The sequence below is a fragment of the Enterobacter sp. 725m/11 genome, assembly GCF_011683705.1.
In the GTDB taxonomy this organism is placed as follows: Bacteria; Pseudomonadota; Gammaproteobacteria; order Enterobacterales; family Enterobacteriaceae; genus Enterobacter; species Enterobacter bugandensis.
In genome coordinates, this window is record NZ_JAAQOK010000036.1 from 1 (window position 1) to 18,708 (window position 18,708).

At 56.4% G+C, this 18,708-nt stretch carries 21 protein-coding genes; 14 read left to right on the forward strand and 7 right to left on the reverse strand.

The window, feature by feature from the left end; genetic code table 11:
- The coding region (locus tag HBA26_RS15740; protein WP_243854845.1) for a gluconate:H+ symporter at positions 1 to 781 on the reverse strand (781 nt) is incomplete at its 3' end.
- Between the two features lie 203 nt (positions 782 to 984).
- On the opposite strand from HBA26_RS15740, the gene dsdC reads away from it, so the two are divergent.
- Both dsdC and HBA26_RS15750 read left to right on the forward strand, forming a co-directional pair.
- Positions 985 to 1,911 carry a DNA-binding transcriptional regulator DsdC gene (gene dsdC / locus HBA26_RS15745; RefSeq protein ID WP_126345634.1) on the forward strand — a complete coding sequence of 309 codons (927 nt, stop codon included), beginning with the start codon at positions 985 to 987 and terminating at the stop codon, positions 1,909 to 1,911.
- An 84-nt stretch (positions 1,912 to 1,995) separates the two neighbouring features.
- On the forward strand, positions 1,996 to 3,084 hold the full coding sequence (locus tag HBA26_RS15750; protein WP_063943328.1) for a cellulase family glycosylhydrolase: 1,089 nt from the start codon (positions 1,996 to 1,998) through the stop codon (positions 3,082 to 3,084).
- On the opposite strand, the gene emrD is transcribed toward HBA26_RS15750, so the two are convergent.
- From emrD to HBA26_RS15775, 5 genes are all read right to left on the reverse strand, one after another.
- The gene (gene emrD / locus HBA26_RS15755) at positions 2,987 to 4,171 is read right to left on the reverse strand and encodes a multidrug efflux MFS transporter EmrD (RefSeq protein WP_039024559.1); all 1,185 of its coding nucleotides are present in this window, start codon (positions 4,169 to 4,171) and stop codon (positions 2,987 to 2,989) included. The two genes, HBA26_RS15750 and emrD, sit on opposite strands and share 98 nt — an antisense overlap.
- A 175-nt stretch (positions 4,172 to 4,346) precedes the next feature.
- Positions 4,347 to 5,180: an EamA family transporter gene (locus tag HBA26_RS15760; RefSeq protein WP_063437530.1), complete on the reverse strand. Its 834-nt coding sequence runs from the start codon at positions 5,178 to 5,180 to the stop codon at positions 4,347 to 4,349.
- Between the two features lie 62 nt (positions 5,181 to 5,242).
- Positions 5,243 to 5,689: a GNAT family N-acetyltransferase gene (locus tag HBA26_RS15765; RefSeq protein ID WP_028014956.1), complete on the reverse strand. Its 447-nt coding sequence runs from the start codon at positions 5,687 to 5,689 to the stop codon at positions 5,243 to 5,245.
- 64 nt (positions 5,690 to 5,753) lie between these two features.
- Positions 5,754 to 5,843, reverse strand: a complete 90-nt coding sequence (gene tisB / locus HBA26_RS15770) for a type I toxin-antitoxin system toxin TisB (protein WP_045260836.1) — start codon at positions 5,841 to 5,843, stop codon at positions 5,754 to 5,756.
- 128 nt (positions 5,844 to 5,971) lie between these two features.
- Entirely contained in the window at positions 5,972 to 6,427 is a 456-nt protein-coding gene (locus HBA26_RS15775) for a hypothetical protein (RefSeq protein ID WP_164558229.1), read from the reverse strand.
- A gap of 106 nt (positions 6,428 to 6,533) precedes the next feature.
- On the opposite strand from HBA26_RS15775, the gene HBA26_RS15780 reads away from it, so the two are divergent.
- The 11 genes from HBA26_RS15780 to HBA26_RS15835 all read left to right on the forward strand — a co-directional run bounded on the left by HBA26_RS15780 (position 6,534) and on the right by HBA26_RS15835 (position 16,991).
- Positions 6,534 to 7,238: a hypothetical protein gene (locus tag HBA26_RS15780; protein ID WP_126345633.1), complete on the forward strand. Its 705-nt coding sequence runs from the start codon at positions 6,534 to 6,536 to the stop codon at positions 7,236 to 7,238.
- 206 nt (positions 7,239 to 7,444) lie between these two features.
- Positions 7,445 to 7,924, forward strand: coding sequence for a type VI secretion system tube protein TssD (tssD, locus tag HBA26_RS15790; RefSeq protein ID WP_047366721.1), 480 nt, complete (start codon positions 7,445 to 7,447; stop codon positions 7,922 to 7,924).
- A gap of 107 nt (positions 7,925 to 8,031) precedes the next feature.
- Positions 8,032 to 8,130 (forward strand): ilvB operon leader peptide IvbL, encoded by a 99-nt coding sequence (ivbL, locus tag HBA26_RS15795; protein ID WP_126345632.1) that lies wholly within the window; start codon positions 8,032 to 8,034, stop codon positions 8,128 to 8,130.
- Positions 8,131 to 8,236: 106 nt separating this feature from the next.
- Complete coding sequence (ilvB, locus tag HBA26_RS15800; protein WP_126345631.1) at positions 8,237 to 9,925, forward strand: acetolactate synthase large subunit; 1,689 nt, start codon at positions 8,237 to 8,239, stop codon at positions 9,923 to 9,925.
- Positions 9,926 to 9,928: 3 nt separating this feature from the next.
- Positions 9,929 to 10,216, forward strand: coding sequence for an acetolactate synthase small subunit (gene ilvN, locus HBA26_RS15805; RefSeq protein WP_028014960.1), 288 nt, complete (start codon positions 9,929 to 9,931; stop codon positions 10,214 to 10,216).
- Positions 10,217 to 10,298: 82 nt separating this feature from the next.
- The gene (uhpA, locus tag HBA26_RS15810) at positions 10,299 to 10,892 is read left to right on the forward strand and encodes a transcriptional regulator UhpA (protein WP_041911714.1); all 594 of its coding nucleotides are present in this window, start codon (positions 10,299 to 10,301) and stop codon (positions 10,890 to 10,892) included.
- Positions 10,889 to 12,394: a signal transduction histidine-protein kinase/phosphatase UhpB gene (gene uhpB / locus HBA26_RS15815; RefSeq protein ID WP_166720953.1), complete on the forward strand. Its 1,506-nt coding sequence runs from the start codon at positions 10,889 to 10,891 to the stop codon at positions 12,392 to 12,394. Before uhpA ends, uhpB begins: the two co-directional genes overlap by 4 nt.
- Positions 12,387 to 13,697: an MFS transporter gene (locus HBA26_RS15820; protein ID WP_126345629.1), complete on the forward strand. Its 1,311-nt coding sequence runs from the start codon at positions 12,387 to 12,389 to the stop codon at positions 13,695 to 13,697. Before uhpB ends, HBA26_RS15820 begins: the two co-directional genes overlap by 8 nt.
- A gap of 132 nt (positions 13,698 to 13,829) precedes the next feature.
- Entirely contained in the window at positions 13,830 to 15,221 is a 1,392-nt protein-coding gene (uhpT, locus tag HBA26_RS15825; protein ID WP_028014963.1) for a hexose-6-phosphate:phosphate antiporter, read from the forward strand.
- 161 nt (positions 15,222 to 15,382) lie between these two features.
- Complete coding sequence (locus tag HBA26_RS15830) at positions 15,383 to 16,387, forward strand: alpha/beta hydrolase (RefSeq protein ID WP_126345628.1); 1,005 nt, start codon at positions 15,383 to 15,385, stop codon at positions 16,385 to 16,387.
- 151 nt (positions 16,388 to 16,538) lie between these two features.
- Positions 16,539 to 16,991, forward strand: a complete 453-nt coding sequence (locus tag HBA26_RS15835; RefSeq protein ID WP_045260830.1) for a DUF1198 domain-containing protein — start codon at positions 16,539 to 16,541, stop codon at positions 16,989 to 16,991.
- Here HBA26_RS15835 and HBA26_RS15840 read toward each other — a convergent pair.
- On the reverse strand, positions 16,988 to 17,908 hold the full coding sequence (locus HBA26_RS15840; protein WP_063155231.1) for a LysR family transcriptional regulator: 921 nt from the start codon (positions 17,906 to 17,908) through the stop codon (positions 16,988 to 16,990). The genes HBA26_RS15835 and HBA26_RS15840 overlap by 4 nt on opposite strands.
- Before the next feature lie 187 nt (positions 17,909 to 18,095).
- Between HBA26_RS15840 and HBA26_RS15845 the strand changes: the two genes are divergently transcribed.
- Complete coding sequence (locus tag HBA26_RS15845; protein ID WP_045260828.1) at positions 18,096 to 18,707, forward strand: hypothetical protein; 612 nt, start codon at positions 18,096 to 18,098, stop codon at positions 18,705 to 18,707.
- Position 18,708: the final 1 nt, after the last annotated feature.

Genomic DNA, 18,708 nt, shown 5'->3' on the forward strand with positions numbered 1-18,708 from the left:
GCGTATACAGCGTGCCGTCTTTTGCCATATTCAGTTCAGCGATGGTCTTCACCAGCATCAGGGCAATCGGCAGCAGCACCGTAAACAGCGTGGCGCCCAGCGACGGCAGGGTATGCTCCTCCCGCACCTTCAGGTCTGAAAATTCCGCCGGAACCGGTTTAAATGGCAGACGATTGCCGAGCAGCTTCAGGAACAGCGGGCCGCCGACCAGAGAGGCCATCAGGCCGACCATCAAACCGTAGACAATGACCGTTCCAACGTCCGCCCCTAATTTATTGGTCACAAACAGCGCGGCCGGATGCGGCGGCACCACGCAGTGCACCGCCATCAGCGCGGTACAGAGCGGAATGGCCAGCTTGAGCAGCGACGTGTGGGTCTTTTTGGCGATGGAAAACGCCAGCGGTATCAGCAGGACCACGCCCACTTCCACGAACAGCGTAATGCCGCAGATCAGGCCCACCAGCACCATAATCACGTCTGCTGACAGCCAGCGGCAGCGCTGCAACGTAATCCCGATGCGCTCTGCCGCGCCGGAAACCTCCATCATCTTGCCGAGAATGGTCCCAAGACCAATCACGGCCGCCAGGAAGCCCAGCGTGCCGCCAATCCCACTCTCAATGGCGTTTACCATATCCAGCGGGCTCATTCCCATCATTGCGCCGACGAAAAAGCTCGCCAGCAGCAGCGCGAGGAACGGGTGAAACTTTAGCTTAACGATGGTTAAAACAATCAACACAATGCTGACCAGCAGCGTTGCCACAACCCAGACCTGAGATCCCATATCTCACCTCACCCTTATGTCATCTGGGGGTATTGGACGAAAAGCGGCGTGGGCTGACAAACGATATAAATTGGCGTTCAGGTGAGCCAGATTGAATCAACTGAGTGACTGCGCTCTAAAAAACGCACTTAAACCGCATTAGGTTCACATATATTCACCCTTAAACAGTATGCTGAGCGCAGAAACCACGCGTGAGAATTGTGATGACCGATGCAAATGAAGCCAGAAACCGGCTGCTCAACGGCTGGCAGCTGTCGAAAATGTACACCTTTGAAGTGGCGGCTCGACATGAATCCTTCGCGCTGGCGGCGGAGGAGCTGTCGCTCAGCCCCAGCGCGGTGAGCCACCGCATCAACCTGCTCGAAGAAGAGCTCGGTATTCAGCTGTTTGTCCGTTCGCACCGTAAAGTCGAGCTGACGCAGGAGGGAAAGCGCGTTTACTGGACGCTAAAATCGTCCCTCGACACCCTGAATCAGGAGATCCTGGACATCAAAAACCAGGCGCTGTCCGGCACGCTGACGGTCTACTCCCGGCCGTCGATCGCTCAGTGCTGGCTGGTACCCATGCTGGGCGACTTTAACCGCCGCTATCCGTCGATTTCGCTCACCGTCCTGACCGGCAATGATTACATCAATATGCAGCGAACGGGGGTCGATCTGGCGCTCTATTTCGACGATACGCCGCCAAACCATCTGTCTCATCACTTCCTGATGGACGAAGAGATTTTGCCCGTCTGCTCGCCGCAGTATGCCCGCGAGCATGAGCTGTTGAAAAACCCCGATAACCTTAGCCACTGCACGCTGCTGCATGACCGTCAGGCCTGGAGCAATGATTCCGGTACGGATGAGTGGCTGAGCTGGGCTCAGCACTTTGCGGTGAATATGCCGCCATCGTCGGGTATCGGTTTCGATCGTTCCGACTTAGCGATTATTGCGGCCATCAACCACGTCGGCGTCGCGATGGGGAGAAAGCGGCTGGTGCAAAAACGGCTTGAACGGGGCGAACTGATCGCCCCGTTTGGTGACAAGACCCTGAAATGCCATCAGCACTACTATGTTTCGACGCTTTCGGGCCGACAGTGGCCGAAAATAGACGCCTTTATCGGCTGGCTGAGAGAACTGGCAGGTTGAAGAATTATTACGCTTTCGCGCTACACCAAATGTGAAAAAGCATGCTAAATACAGGTAATGCTTTCGATTTATCCAGGGTAAACCGTGTTAAAGCCTCTCATTGCTACCGCGTTACTGATCTCTTCCGGCTGGGCCATTGCCGCTGAGCCGCCGCTGACGGCTGCCCGTTATGCGCAGCAGCTTGGCGTCGGGATGGATGTGGACTGGGCGCGCACCGAGCGCGGCATACGCGAGTTCGACCCGCTGGTGGTTCGCGATTTTCGCGCAAAAGGCATTACCCACGTGCGCATTCGCGTCGCCGATGAGCCGACGGAAGCGCGGCTGATCCACCTGCGCAAGCTAGTGGAAGCCTGCGAGCAGTATGGCGTGATCCCGATTATCGCTTATCAGGCCGATGAATATAAAAACGACCCCAAAGCCGATAACGAGAAAGAGACGATCAACTGGTGGATTGCCGTGGCGCACTATTTCGGCCAGAGCTATCCGCTGCTGGGTTTTGATCTCATTTATGAGCCAGCCGACAAGCTTAACCACAACCTCGCGTCGTTAAACCGCGTGTATGAAAAAACCATTAAAGCGATCCACGACATCGACCCGCAGCGCATGATTTTCATTGCGCCGCGCCTGCGCGCTGCGCCGGAGGATTTATCCGGCCTGAAGCTGCCTGCGCACAGTCAAAACTACCTGCTGGCGGAGTGGCATATTTTCCCGTGGGGGCCGCTGAAAAATAGCGGTAAATACCCGTGGACGTCCGGCACGGCGGCGGAGAAGGCGGCTATCCGTAACCGCATCAGCACCGCGCTGCGCTGGCAGCAAAAAACCGGGCACGTCAGTTGGGTCGGGGGCTGGGGCGTGGGGGAGTCAAACCACCTCACGCCAACCGCTTCGCAAATGGCCTTCGCCACCTTTATGGCCTGCGAGCTGCAAAAGGCGAAAATCCCGTATGCGCTTAACGCGGATTTCCAGTTTTACGACGGGGAAGAGGGGGCCTGGCGGCCTGCGCCGGAGCCGTTATTGCAGGCGATGATTGCGCCCGTCTGTGAAAAGCCCGGCGAGAAGCCGGGCCATCATGCGGTTAAACCGGCTGCTCGTGATGCGGAACGCGCGACGACAGCGGCAGCCAGCACAGTAAAATCAACAGCCCCATTAGTGTCATCAGCAGGCCCAAACTAGCCTGCCCGGTCTGCGGCATCATGGCCGAGAGCCAGGCCAGCGCGCCGGAACCGATGTTCTGCAAACCGCCCACCAGCGCGCCCGCCGTGCCTGCGAGGAACGGGAACGGCTCCATCGCGCCGCTGGTGGCGAGCGGGAACAGCATTCCCGCGCCGAAGAAGAACAGCGCCGCCGGAATCAGCAGCGTCCAGACGGTCATCACGCCAAACAGCCCCGGGATCCACATCATCAGACCCGCCAGCAGGCAGCTGATCACGGCCTGCCACATCAGGGTTGAAAAGCGCTTGTTCTGACGCCCGGCAAACCAGGCGCCAAAGAACGCCGCCGGGATTGGCAGAATAAACAGAATGCTCACCACCATGCTGCTCAGGCCAAGACCCGCGCCCAGCAGCACGCCGGAGCAGGCTTCGAACACTGCAATACCCGCCAGGCCGCCAATCAGCATCAGCAGGTAGCAGGTAAACGCGCCGTTGCCGAACAGCGTCTTATAGCTTGTGAGAAGCTTCGTGCGCGGCGCGTCTTTTGGACGGGTTTCCGGCATCCAGCGCGCCATGCTGAAGGTGACAATTACGCAGAGCACCAGCAGAAAGGCGTAACAGGCGCGCCAGGACCACATTGTGTCCAGCAGGCCGCCAATCAGCGGAGCGAGAAGCGGGCTGACCAGAATGCCCATATTTAACAGGCTGTTGGCGTGGCGGAGCTGGGTGCCCTGATACATATCGCGCGGTAAAGTTCGCGCCATCACCCCGCCGACACCCGTCCCAACGCCCTGCAGGGCGCTGGCGGCAATCAGTACGGTCAGGCTGTGGGTGGTAATGGCAATCACCGTCGCTACCATGAAAATGCTCATGCCCACCAGGATCACCGGGCGACGCCCGACGCGGTCGGAGAGCGGGCCGTAGAAGAGCTGTGAAACGCCATAGGTCAGCAGGTAGGCTGCCATCACGCTCTGCACCGCGCCTTCGCGGACGTTCAGTTCCTTTGCCATGTCGGCAATCGCCGGAATGTAGATGGTTTGCGCCATCTGACCGACGGCCACCAGTAACACCAGCATCAACAATAAGTTAACGTTCCTTTGCTTTTTCATGTCGCTGAATACTTTTGCCAAAAGAGAGAAATGAAGAATAAGTGACTACGCATTCCCATAAATGCGCGAGGAATCTACCACAGACAGATGACAATTTAAGCATTGTTGCGGTGAATGAAAAAACCGGGAAAGGCAGGATTTGTAAACAAGAACGGCAACTAATGTTGCCAGCGATTTACGCCAGACGCAGCAGAATTGCGCCGACAGCAATACCCAGCGCTGCCGCGATGCGCAGGCCCGCAACCTTCTCTTTTAAAAGGACAAAGGCGATCAGCGCCCCGAAAAGAATCGAGGTTTCACGCAGCGCGGCGACCACCGCCAGCGGCGCCTGCGTCATCGCCCAGAGGGCCAGACCGTAAGAGCCCATGGTTCCCACGCCGCCGAGCAGCCCTTTTTTCCAGTGCAGGCGCAGGTAGCTGGACGCCTCGCGCCGACGCGCCACCATCGCCCAGCCCAGCAGGCAGAAGCCGTTCATAAAGAAGGTCCAGAGCGTGTAGCCCAGCGCGGTGTTCGACAGCCGCACGCCGGTGCCGTCCACCAGCGTATACCCGGCGATAAAACAGGCATTCAGCAGCGCCAGCCAGATCCCCCTGCGTGACTGCATGCGGCCATTCATCGCCATCGCCAGAATTGACAGGCAAATGACTCCGATACCGGACCAGGCGAGCCAGGAGAGATGGTCGCCGAGCGCCAGCACGCTGATCAGCGCCACCAGCAGCGGGGCGGTGCCGCGCATCAGCGGATAGGTCTGGCTCATGTCCGAGACCTGATAGGTCTTCGCCACCAGCACGGTGTAGACCACCTGTAAGGCGCAGGAGACGATCAAAAAAGGCCAGCTTGCCGCAGAAGGCTGTGGTGAGAAGGGCAGTAAAATCAGGGCAATAATCGCGGCTGAGCCGCTAACGCCGATCGCAGAGTAGAGTTTATCCGTTCCGGCTTTAACGATAGCGTTCCAGCTGGCATGCAGCAGTGCGGCGAAAAGCAAAATGCAGAAAACGGTGATGGTCATGGCGTATTGGGTGATGAATTGTCACTCAACTGTAACATTCACATCCTGATGCCGCCAGCCGGTTACACCGCACAAAAAAGGCGGTGCGTCACCCGTGGTTCGTCTGAGACCAGCGTAAAACCGGCTCGATTGTAAAATCCGTACGCGCTGTCCGGCGCGTGAGTATTCAGAAAATCAAACCAGATGCTGGCATCCGCCATCACTACGGTTAAAAGCTGTTTTCCAATGCCCAGCCCGCGGCACTTCTCGCTGACGTAGAGATGGCGAATGCGTCCGGCACGCGGCTGCTGGCTGAACGGATCGCGGTTGAGGCCACACACGCCCACCAGCTTGCCGTTAAGAAACGCACCCAGCAGCTTTTCACCCGGCGCGTTAAAGCGGTTCTCACCCCGCAGCCAGTTCTCTTCCAGCCTGCGCAGCATGTTGAAATTCAGCGCGATACTTTCCGCCTTCAGGGCGATATACCCCGGCTCATCCGGTGTGACAGGCTCAATTAACAGACGCGACATAGCATTCCCTCGTTATTAAAGAGGGGCGGTTGCCCGCCCCTCTCAGGTGCGACTTGAACCTGAATTACCGAACGTATTTCAGGACAGCATCAAGCAGTTGCAGTACTGCAACAATGAGTTTGAGGATAAGTATCACCATATCCACTACGCTCATACGCGTCTCCTTTTGGTTAAAAGGAGCACGATGCTGGCGTACCTTTCCGCCGCCTGTTGCCAGCACCTGGATTGACGTAACACAGTGTGCTCACTTCAGGGGTTAAGGCACTGACGGCACCACCCGTTTCAGCCAGGACTTCGTTGCGCCGGTAAACTGCGGCCCCCTCGCTCACTGCGAACACCCTCAGTATAGATAAATACTGTATGCATGAACAGTATTTTTTGGACAAAATTTGGAAGGTGATCCATACTCAAAAACGTTAAAATCCGTGCCGGAATTGCGCGTTCGAGTTCTATCGCGTATACTTTTTCCGTTGACGTAACACAGTGTGTTCTGCGGCGACCAACCGCAAAACCCTGATAAAAACCTCGCTCCGGCGGGGTTTTTTGTTTTCTGGTCTGCCCACAAAAAAATACCGGGATAAGCGGTGGCCTGGTCAGGCTTCTTAAGAAATCAATTTTATGCAGGGGAACCAGGATAGTTTTACGAGATGCAGCACCAAATAAGTCATTTAATATAAAAAACAGACTCGCCAGGATATTAAAACCGCATCGGATATAGCCGTAAAAAATAATATTCAATCGAATTATTTTTCTCGTGAATGTATTTTTTAGGCAATTCACCAGTTTGAATTACACTGCTTTTCATTGTATATTTCTATAGCCACAATCATGATATGGATATCTTATGCAAGCATCGGATTATTTGAAGATGAAGTTCCAGGACGACAGACAGTTGGCTATTTATGGACAGCAAGGCGTTGCCGGGACATGGAAAGCATTAAAGGGAATCGGCTCTGATATCTATTCAGGAATGGAGCGTGTAAGCTGGTACTCATCATGCTTAATCCCCAGCTATCACGATGTATGTGATGAGCTTCTCTCAGAAGAAAAGAGAATGTACCTCTCCATTGTGTCTCTTTACCGTTATCGCGATGTAATAGCACAGATGCTCTATCTTTATTTTAAAAGTGTTCTAAACGACTCTAAAAATGGAAATGAACAAAATCGCGCCCGCAAGACGGGTTCACAAGTAACCGGATTTGTTAAAAATATCCCGACAAGCAAAGCAGCGCGTTTAGCAATAGCATGGGGGTTGGCAATATATCTTTCCAAATCTGGCCTGCTCTCAGAAATCGTCGTCGAACGGCTTGCACGTCGCGTACCGAACGTTGTCATGGCATTTCAATTGATTGGCACGGACCAGAAGTGCGCGCTTGCTGCTCGTCGCCTGAAAACGTTGGACCCAAAGTATTACGCTACCCTCTATGCCGCACAACTGGAAATGCTCTATTACTTTATTGAACCATTCCTGTCTGAACTGATTAAGAAGGTTCAAATGGGTTTCTACAGGGATTTTGAAGCGATTTATGACGACTTAAGGGACAAGTAGCGTGTTTAAGAGTCTGTTATCAATTCTATTTACGGATATTTTATTTCCCGTTTATGTTTTTGTATGCGCCTCTTTTTTTCTATGGTTGATACCTGACCACTGGGTATTACTCACATTTATTGCTATCGGTGTATTTATTCTTGTTCATCCAATAATTTTTGGTCGTTTTGATAAGTACGATTGATTTTTAAAAAAAGGTATTCTTTATGTCAAATCCGGCTTATTTATTTCTTACAGATGAAAATGGTTCCCCCATGGTTGGCCCCTGCCTTGTGACAGGGCGTGAAGGTGCAATTGAACTCAAATCATTCACTCATAATGTCAACATTCCAGTCGACGGGAATACCGGGAAATTGACGGGCACGCGCATACACATGCCCATCATGTTCCAGAAAGAATTTGATCGTGTAACCCCGCTTCTCTTTCGCGCGCTGAGTACGGGAAGAACACTCCAGTCAGCCACCATTAAGATGTATCAGATTAATGAGGCGGGTTTAGAACAGGAATATTTTAATATCCTCCTGGAGAATGTGAAAATAACTTCAATCACACCTGACCTGTATCCCGGCGCAAACACGGGAACACACCTTGAAACGGTTCTCATACGCTATGAGAAAATCACCTGGAAGCATTGCGACGGCAATGTCATGTATAGTGACTCCTGGAATGAGCGAGCAACGTACTGAAACGTGATCCCTGACGCATTTTTGCGCAGATGAAAATATTTCCATTGTCACGCCCGAAAACCTGTGTTTGTATAAATTCAATCAATGATTCCAAACACAGGTCCCCAATGACTTCATCCATCTTCACTTCGACCCTACTAAAAACTGCGCAACCTGCCGCAGTGGTCGTCGTGCGTGTGGTGGTGGTCGTCGGCAATACGCCGTAGGGACTGGATCAACACACGAATCCAAAACCCCGCCGGCGCAAACCGGGCGGGGTTTTTCGTTTAGGACCCTCCCCGGAAAGTCGGCCCAGAAGAAAAGGACTGGAGCATGGCAAGTTCGGGCACAACATCCACAAAGACGTGTTTTACAGGCGCGCAGCTGATTGTTCATTTACTGGAACGACAGGGCATCACCACGGTTGCGGGTATCCCGGGTGGAACCGTGCTGCCGCTGTACGATGCGTTGAGCCAAAGCACGCAGATCCGCCACGTGCTGGCGCGTCACGAGCAGGGGGCAGGATTTATCGCTCAGGGCATGGCGCGTACGCAGGGCAAACCGGCGGTCTGTATGGCCTGCAGCGGCCCCGGCGCAACCAACCTGGTGACCGCCATCGCCGACGCGCGCCTCGACTCCATTCCGCTGATCTGCATTACCGGCCAGGTGCCGTCCTCGATGATCGGCACCGATGCGTTCCAGGAAGTGGACACCTACGGCATCTCTATCCCCATCACCAAACATAACTATTTAGTTCGCGATATCAGCGAGCTGCCTCAGGTTATCAGCGATGCGTTCCGTATCGCCCAGTCTGGCCGCCCGGGCCCGGTGTGGATAGACATTCCTAAGGATGTCCAGACCGCAGAGATCGAGATCGACGTGTTGCCGGAGCCGGGCGAGCGTGCCCCCGCGCCGGAATTCAGCGCTGAAAGCGTGCGCGACGCCGCCGCCATGATTAACGCCGCCAAACGCCCGGTGCTCTATCTGGGCGGCGGGGCGATTAACGCTGCGGATGAAATCCGCCAGTTTGCTGAAAAAGCCAACCTGCCGACCACCATGACCCTGATGGCACTGGGTATGCTGCCTAAAGCGCATCCGTTGTCATTAGGCATGTTGGGCATGCACGGTGCGCGCAGCACCAACTACATCCTGCAAGAGGCGGATTTGCTGATTGTTATGGGCGCACGTTTTGATGACCGAGCGATTGGCAAAACCGAGGAATTCTGCCCGAACGCCAAAATCATTCACGTGGATATCGACCGCGCCGAGCTGGGTAAAATCAAACAGCCGCACGTGGCGATTCAGGGCGACGTGGCCGAAGTGCTGGCGCAGCTGATCCCGCAGACGGACGCGACCGACCGCGCCGACTGGCGCCAGCTGGTGGCCGATCTGCAGCGCGAGTTCCCGGGCGCAATCCCAACTGAAGGCGACCCGCTGAGCCACTATGGGCTGATCAACGCCGTGGCCGCCTGCGTGGACGACAGCGCGATTATCACCACCGACGTGGGCCAGCACCAGATGTGGACCGCGCAGGCGTATCCGCTGAACCGTCCGCGCCAGTGGCTGACTTCCGGCGGCCTCGGCACCATGGGCTTCGGCCTGCCGGCGGCAGTAGGCGCGGCGCTCGCCAACCCGGACCGCAAGGTTATCTGCTTCTCCGGCGACGGCAGCCTGATGATGAACATTCAGGAGATGGCGACCGCGGCCGAAAACCAGTTAGACGTGAAAATCATCCTGATGAACAATGAGGCGCTGGGCCTGGTGCACCAGCAGCAGAGCCTGTTCTACAAGCAGGGCGTGTTTGCGGCGACCTATCCGGGGATGATTAACTTTATGCAGATTGCCGCCGGCTTTGGCCTGCACACCTGCGATCTGAACGCGGAAGAAGACGCCTACGCGGCGCTGCAGGCGGCGATTTCTCGTCCCGGCCCGGCGCTGATCCATGTCCGTATCGACCCTGAACAAAAAGTGTATCCGATGGTGCCGCCGGGTGCGGCAAATACTGAGATGGTGGGGGAATAAGCCATGCAGAAACAACATGATAACGTCATTCTGGAACTCACCGTCCGCAACCACCCTGGCGTTATGACCCACGTCTGCGGGCTATTTGCCCGCCGGGCGTTTAACGTGGAAGGCATTCTCTGCCTGCCGATTCAGGGCAGCGAGCACAGCCGCATCTGGCTACTGGTCAACGACGATCAGCGTCTGGAGCAGATGATAGCGCAGATCGACAAGCTGGAAGACGTCACCAAAGTGGCGCGCAACCAGTCCGATCCCACCATGTTTAACAAAATTGCGGTGTTTTTCGAGTAAATCGCTTAAGGTAAGCGTCTTTCGCTCTTGTAGGCCGGATAAGCGCAGCGTCATCCGGCTTTTTCAGATCGCAGGAACACACATGACCACCATCGCTCTCATCGACGACCACCTTATCGTCCGCTCCGGCTTTGCCCAGCTTCTTAACCTCGAACCGGATTTTCAGGTCGTGGCCGAGTTTGGCTCCGGTCACGAGGCGCTGGCGGGCCTGCCGGGGCGCGGGGTGCAGGTCTGTATCTGTGACATCTCGATGCCGGATCTCTCCGGGCTGGAGTTGTTGAGCCAGCTGCCGAAAGGGATGGCGACGATCATGCTCTCGGTTCACGACAGCCCGGCGCTGGTCGAGCAGGCGCTCAACGCGGGCGCACGCGGCTTCCTCTCCAAACGCTGTAGCCCGGACGAGCTGATCGCTGCCGTGCGCACCGTCTCCACCGGCGGCTGCTACCTGACGCCGGATATCGCCATCAAGCTGGCGGCCGGACGTCAGGATCCGCTCACCAGACGCGAGCGCCAGGTGGCGGAGAAGCTTGCCCAGGGCATGTCGGTGAAAGAGATTGCCGCCGAGCTGGATCTGTCGCCGAAAACCGTGCACGTCCACCGCGCCAATCTGATGGAAAAACTCAACGTCAGCAACGACGTCGAGCTGGCGCGCCGCATGTTCGACAGCTGGCAATGAGTCCCGTGTTTTCGCGGCTGATCGCCGTCGTTGCCAGCTTTTTTATCTTCTCCGCCGCGTGGTTCTGCCTGTGGAGCATCAGTCTGCATCTGGTGGAACGCCCGGAGCTGGCGGTGCTGCTGTTTCCCTTCGGCCTGCGTCTGGGGCTAATGCTCCAGTGCCCGCGCGGATACTGGCCCGTTTTGCTCGGCGCAGAGTGGCTGATGCTGGTCTGGCTGGCGCAGGAGGTGGCCCTCGCGCATCTTCCCTTATTGATGACCGGAAGCCTGCTCACGCTTCTCCCCGTTGCCCTGATTTCCCGCTACCGCTACCAGCGCGACTGGCGCACGCTGCTGCGTCAGGGGGCGGCGCTGATTGCCGCCGCGCTGTTACAATCCCTGCCGTGGTTAGGCGAGAAGGAGATGCTTAACGCCCTGCTTCTGACTCTGACCGGCGGTCTGACCCTCGCCCCGACCTGTCTGGTTTTCTGGCACTACCTCACCAGCACCGTCTGGCAGCCGCTCGGCCCCGCGCTGGTCTCCCAACCGGTGAACTGGCGCGCCCGGCACCTCATCTGGTATTTGCTGCTGTTTATGGTGAGCCTGTGGCTGCAGCTTGGTCTGCCCGCCGAGCTTTCGCGCTTCACGCCGTTTTGCCTGGCGCTGCCGATCATCGCTCTGGCCTGGCACTACGGCTGGCAGGGGGCGCTGATCGCCACGCTGATGAACGCCATCGCGCTGATCGCCAGCCAGACCTGGCACGATCATCCGGTGGATCTGCTGCTCTCGCTGCTGGCCCAGAGCCTGACCGGATTGCTGCTCGGCGCGGGCATTCAGCGCCTGCGCGAGCTGAACCAGTCCCTGCAAGCCGAGCTGGCGCGCAACCGTCGTCTGGCGGAGCGTCTTCTGGAGACGGAAGAGAGCGTGCGGCAGGAGGTGGCCCGCGAGCTGCACGACGATATCGGCCAGACCATTACCGCCATCCGCACGCAGGCGGGCATTGTTCAGCGCCTGGCGGCGGAAAACGCGGTGGTGAAGCAGGGTGGGGCGCATATCGAACAGCTTTCGCTGGGTGTCTATGACGCCGTTCGCCGCTTGCTGGGACGGCTGCGTCCGCGCCAGCTTGATGACCTGTCGCTGGAGCAGGCGATACGCTCCCTGATGCGTGAGATGGAGCTCGAAAGCCGCGGCATTGTCAGCCATCTCGACTGGCGTATTAACGAGCCTGGGCTGAGCGAAGGCCAGCGCGTGACGCTGTTCCGCGTCTGTCAGGAAGGGCTGAACAACATCGTCAAACACGCCAATGCCAGCGCGGTGACGATCCAGGGCTGGCAGCAGGACGAGCGACTGATGCTGGTGATTGACGACGACGGCTGCGGCCTGCCGCCGGGCTCCGGCCAGCAGGGGTTTGGCCTGGCGGGGATGCGCGAGCGCGTCAAGGCTCTGGGCGGCACGCTGACCCTCTCCTGCACCCACGGGACGCGCGTCAGCGTCAGTTTGCCGTTAAGGACGTACCATGTTTAAAACCCCAACCAGCGCGGCTCCGTTGCGCGACAAGGCGGAAATCGACGCCCGCTACCGCTACTGGCGTCGCCATATCCTGATCACCATCTGGCTTGGCTACGCCCTGTTCTACTTCACCCGCAAAAGCTTCAACGCCGCCGCGCCGGAAATCCTCGCCAGCGGCGTGATGACGCGCACCGATATCGGCCTGCTGGCGACGCTGTTTTACATCAGCTACGGGCTGTCGAAGTTCTTCTCCGGCATCGTCAGCGACCGCTCCAACGCGCGCTATTTTATGGGCGTTGGGCTGATCGTCACCGGCGTGGTGAACATCCTGTTCGGCTTCTCCACCTCGCTGTGGGCCTTCGCCCTGCTGTGGGCGCTGAACGCCTTTTTCCAGGGCTGGGGCGCGCCGGTCTGCGCCCGCCTGCTCACCGCCTGGTACTCGCGCAACGAGCGCGGCGGCTGGTGGGCGATCTGGAACACCGCGCATAACGTCGGCGGGGCGCTGATCCCGATGGTGGTGGGGGCTGCCGCACTGCACTACGGCTGGCGCACGGGGATGATGATTGCCGGTGCTCTTGCGATTGTCGCCGGGCTGTTCCTCTGCTGGCGCCTGCGCGACAGGCCGCAAACCGTCGGCCTGCCTGCGGTGGGCGACTGGCGGCACGACGAGATGGAGATCGCCCAGCAGCAGGAGGGCGCCGGGCTGTCCCGCCAGGAGATCCTCACCAAGTACGTGCTGAAAAATCCGTACATCTGGCTGCTGTCCCTCTGCTACGTGCTGGTCTACGTGGTGCGCGCGGCCATCAACGACTGGGGCAACCTGTACATGTCCGAGACGCTGGGTGTGGATCTGGTCACCGCTAATTCGGCGGTGACGATGTTCGAGCTGGGCGGGTTTATCGGCGCGCTGGTGGCGGGCTGGGGATCGGACAAGCTGTTCAACGGCAACCGCGGCCCGATGAACCTGATTTTTGCCGCCGGGATTTTACTCTCCGTGGGCTCGCTGTGGCTTATGCCGTTCGCCAGCTACGTCATGCAGGCGGCGTGCTTCTTCACCATCGGCTTTTTTGTCTTTGGCCCGCAGATGCTGATCGGCATGGCGGCGGCGGAGTGCTCGCACAAAGAGGCGGCAGGCGCGGCGACGGGCTTTGTCGGGCTGTTTGCCTACCTCGGCGCGTCGCTCTCCGGCTGGCCGCTGGCGCGGGTGATCGACATCTGGCACTGGAGCGGATTCTTCGCGGCGATCGCCATCGCGGCGGGCATCTCGGCCCTGCTGCTGCTGCCGTTTTTGCACGCCCAGGCGCCGCGCGAAGCGTGACGCGCCTCACCTTTTGTTGCCGAGTGGCACAAAACTAGGAAATTTTCCCGGTTTCACCTGGACGCTGTCTCAGGCATCTCTCCCGGCTGATTTTTACAATGCTGCAAAAATCAGCTCAGGAGTAAACCAACCATGCTGGCCTTCTTAAACCAGGTGCGCAAGCCGACCCTGGATCTGCCGCTCGACGTGCGGCGCAAGATGTGGTTCAAACCGTTCATGCAGTCTTATCTGGTGGTCTTCATCGGCTACCTGACCATGTACCTGATCCGCAAAAACTTTAACATCGCGCAGAACGACATGATCTCTACCTACGGGCTGAGCATGACGCAGCTGGGGATGATTGGCCTGGGCTTCTCCATCACCTACGGGGTGGGGAAAACGGTGGTGTCCTACTACGCGGACGGTAAAAACACCAAGCAGTTCCTGCCGTTTATGCTGATCCTCTCCGCCATCTGTATGCTCGGCTTCAGCGCCAGCATGGGCGCGGGCTCCGTCAGCCTGTTCCTGATGATCGCCTTCTACGCCCTGAGCGGTTTCTTCCAGAGCACCGGCGGGTCGTGCAGCTACTCCACCATCACCAAATGGACGCCGCGCCGCAAGCGGGGTTCGTACCTCGGCATGTGGAACATCTCCCACAACCTCGGCGGGGCGGGTGCGGCAGGCGTGGCGCTGTTTGGCGCGAACTATCTGTTCGACGGCCACGTGATCGGCATGTTTATCTTCCCGTCGATTATCGCCCTGATCGTCGGCTTTATCGGCCTGCGTTTCGGCAGCGACTCCCCGGAATCCTACGGTCTCGGCAAAGCGGAAGAGCTGTTCGGGGAGGAGATCAGCGAAGAGGACAAAGAGACCGAAGAGAACGAGATGTCCAAATGGCAGATCTTTGTTGAGTACGTGCTGAAAAACAAAGTGATCTGGCTGCTGTGCTTCTCAAACATTTTCCTGTACGTGGTGCGCATCGGCATCGACCAGTGGTCAACGGTGTACGCCTTCCAGGAGTTGAAGCTCTCGAAAGAGGTGGCGATTCAGGGCTTCACCCTGTTCGAAGTGGGCGCGCTGGTCGGCACGCTGCTGTGGGGCTGGCTCTCCGACCTCGCCAACGGCCGTCGCGCGCTGGTGGCCTGCGTCGCGCTGGCGCTGATTATCGCCACGCTCGGCATCTACCAGCACGCCAGCAACCAGTACGTTTACCTGGCGTCCCTGTTCGCGCTCGGCTTCCTGGTGTTTGGCCCGCAGTTGCTGATTGGCGTGGCGGCCGTAGGGTTCGTGCCGAAAAAAGCGATCGGCGCCGCCGATGGGATTAAAGGCACCTTCGCCTACCTGATCGGCGACAGCTTCGCCAAGCTTGGCCTGGGGATGATCGCCGACGGTACGCCGATTTTCGGCCTCACCGGCTGGGCGGGCACCTTCGCGGCGCTGGATGCGGCAGCGATTGGCTGTATCGTCCTGATGGCGATGGTCGCGGTGCTGGAAGAACGTAAAATTCGCCGCGAGAACCGCGCGCAGAAATTAAAAGCGGCCTGAGTGTGCAGGTAACTTCTTTGCCCGGCTGACCGCCGGGCTTTTTTTATTTGCTCGTCCTACCTTTACCCCGCTTTACACACCCACTCCTCTCCATGCTCTACAGTGTTTTTTGCTGCCGCCTTTCGTGCAGCCTTAGCCCCTTTTGCTAATGGAGAGCTTGCATGTTAACCCGACGATTGTCCTGCCTGGCGCTGCTGATGGCGCTGGCGTCCCCCGCAATGGCCGCGGATGCCCCCACCTACGGCGAGAAGCTGGAAGGTTTCGACTACGGCTGGCAGGTAAAACACTTTACCTTTACCTCGCAAAACCAGTCTCTGGATATGGCTTACCTGGACGTGAAGCCGGAAAAACCCAACGGACGTACCGTAGTGCTGATGCACGGCAAAAACTTTTGCGCTGGCACCTGGGACGGCACAATCCGTGCGCTGTCGGCCAGCGGGTATCGCGTGATCGCACCCGACCAGATCGGCTTCTGTAAATCCACCAAGCCGGACCATTATCAGTACACCTTCCAGCAGCTGGCGGACAACACCCACGCGCTGCTCACATCGCTTGGCATCGATCGCGCGACGGTTATCGGCCACTCGACCGGCGGCATGCTGGCGACCCGCTACGCGCTAATGTGGCCGCAGCAGGTAGAGCAGCTGGTGATGGTGAACCCGATAGGCCTGGAAGACTGGAAAGCCCGCGGCGTGCCGCATATCACGGTTGACCAGTGGTACCAGCGCGAGCTGAAGGTCAGCGCCGACGGCATTCGTCAGTACGAGAAAAACACCTACTACGCCGGGGAGTGGAAGCCGGAGTACGAACGCTGGGTGACCATGCTTGCCGGGCTGAACAACGGGCCGGGCAAAGCGCGCGTGGCGTGGAACTCGGCGCTGCTCTACGACATGATCTACACCCAGCCGGTCATCTATGAATTTAGCGACCTGAAGATGCCGGTATTATTGATGATCGGCACGAAGGACAACACCGCCATCGGGAAAGACCTCGCCCCGCCGGAGATCCGCAAGACGCTCGGCAACTATGCGGTGCTGGGCAAAGAGACGGCGAAGTGCATCCCGCACGCGACGCTGGTGGAATTTAACGACATGGGCCACGCGCCGCAGATGCAGGATCCCGCACGCTTTCACGAGGCGCTGTTGAAGGGGCTTCAGGCGCGCTGACGGGTCTCCAGCAACAGCCCGCGCAGCCACGCCTGCGCGGGGTTGCTTTCATCGCATTTATCCAGCTTTTTTCGGTTCACTATTCTGGCCGTACCCGCTGTCGACACGCTGCGTTTCCCGCTATGATGAGCGGCTAGTCTAAGGAGAACGCATGGTCTGGATAATGCTGGCAACGCTTGCCGTGGTGTTTGTGGTGGGATTTCGCGTCCTGACCTCAGATTCCCGCCGCGCCATCAAACGTTTAAGCGAACGGCTGGGGATTACCCCGATGCCGATCGAGTCGATGATTGACCAGTTCGGTAAAACACCGGGCAATGAATTTATCCGCTACCTTGAGCGGCCTGACGAGGCGCATCTGCAAAACGCCGCGCAGGTGCTGCTCATCTGGCAGGTCTGCATTGTCGACGGTAGCGAAGAGAATCTGCATACCTGGCACCGTATGCTGCGTAAAGCCCGCCTTGCCGCACCCATTACCGATGCGCAAATTCGTCTGGCACTTGGCTTTATGCGCGAAATGGAGCCCGATCCGCAGGAGCTGAACGTCTTCCAGCTGCGCTATAACCAGCTATTTCTGCCGGAAGAAGGTGTGTTTTATCTGCATTAAGCCTTTTTGCCGCACAAGATATTCTGAGCGTTCAGGATCTCCTCTCTGTTTTCATTGAGGCGAGTTGCGGCATAGATATCAATATTTAATCTCTTTGCCTCATCGTCCGTTAGTTCGCGATAGCATAGCCCCTCCTGATTGAAGGTGCATTTTGACTGAGGCAGCAGCGCAAACCCTTTCCCTCTTGCGATACGGCTTAGCATCACGAGGGAATCATCCGGCTCTTTAATACGCTTCAGCGGCGTTTTCAGCGTGTCAAAGTAGCTTTCGCATTTATCATAGAATGACGGATTAGCGCTTCTCGAAAACCAAAAAAGTGGAAGATCGCTAATGTCTTCCAGCGAGACTTTCTCTTTCAGACTGGCAGGATGTAAAGAAGGCATTGCGATGAGCAACGGTTCCTGGCAGACCCAGCGGTATTGAACAATGTCTTCATGACCCGTTCCCTTTTCCCCGGTCAGCACCAGATCCAGCATATTTTTAGACAAGCTTTGCAGCAGCTGTGCTGACGTCAGGTCGGGCGTTTCAACGTCATCTCCGGCGTTCATTTTTTGAAGCTGGGTATTTACAGGTTCAATATATTCAAAATTAAGCGTGCGCGTGAGACCGATGCGCAGATTCGTTTCTGAAGAGTGAGGATCTTCTTTTAAGATGCTGATGTCTTTGAGTATTTTTTCTGCCTGAACGACCAGCGCTCGGCCTGCTTCAGTGAGGCTAACGTCATGCGTACTGCGACTGAACAACTGACGTTTCAACACCGCTTCAAGGCATTTTATCTGACGCGTCAGAGGCGGTTGAGTCATGCGCAGACGTTCGGCAGCCTTACGAAAGTTCAGTTCATGTGCAACAGCGAGAAAGCATTGTAATTGTTTGATACTGGGCAGGTTATTGCTGATTAAATGTTCTGCTGTAGCCATACGTGGGTCCTAAATGCGAAAAGGTATTTCGTCTTTTTTCCATTTCGATATTACACGCTAAATGCTGGCAGCAAAACCCGTTTTAACAGTAATACAAAAAATATATTACAAATTTAACAATTCCAATAGTTTCCTGTATTGATAAATTTCTATCCGAATCCTCACTTAATCAATACTCGGAGTAATTATGTCGTCCAAATATGTACTGGTATCACGCTTCCCATTAAAAAACACTTTTTCTGAAAAAGAATTTACTTCCTTAAAAAGCAATGAAAACGTTCGCTACTATACCTGTGAAGAAAACGGCGTTAATGAATTGCTGGAATTACGCGCATTCAACGATATTAAAGAAATTGCATGGGTTGAAAGTGAAATGGAATCCATGTTCCATCGTTTCTCTGAAGTTCTTTCTGCCGATATCCGTCGCGAACTGCTTAAGTTTGTTGAATCCCCAATTGATAATAAAAATAGCTTGCCACAATCAAATTATATTCAACTCCGACACGTCGAAGTGCCTGCGCATAACTATCAGCAGTACCGTCAGTGGCGCGATGAAACCATTTTTAATGTTGTAAGAGATAACAAAGATAAGATTGAAAGTTTCGAAGCATTTCATTCACTGATCAGCGGCGTTCCGGGTGTAATGTTCATCTCCTCATTCAACGGCGATAAAGCAGCATATAAAGAAGCATTTACCAATGCGCGTTATCAGGAAATCATTCAACAGGCCGGCGATAACTTTATTACTGGCGGTAATGACGGCCTTTATACACGTATCTATCGTGCTTGCTGTTGTTGAG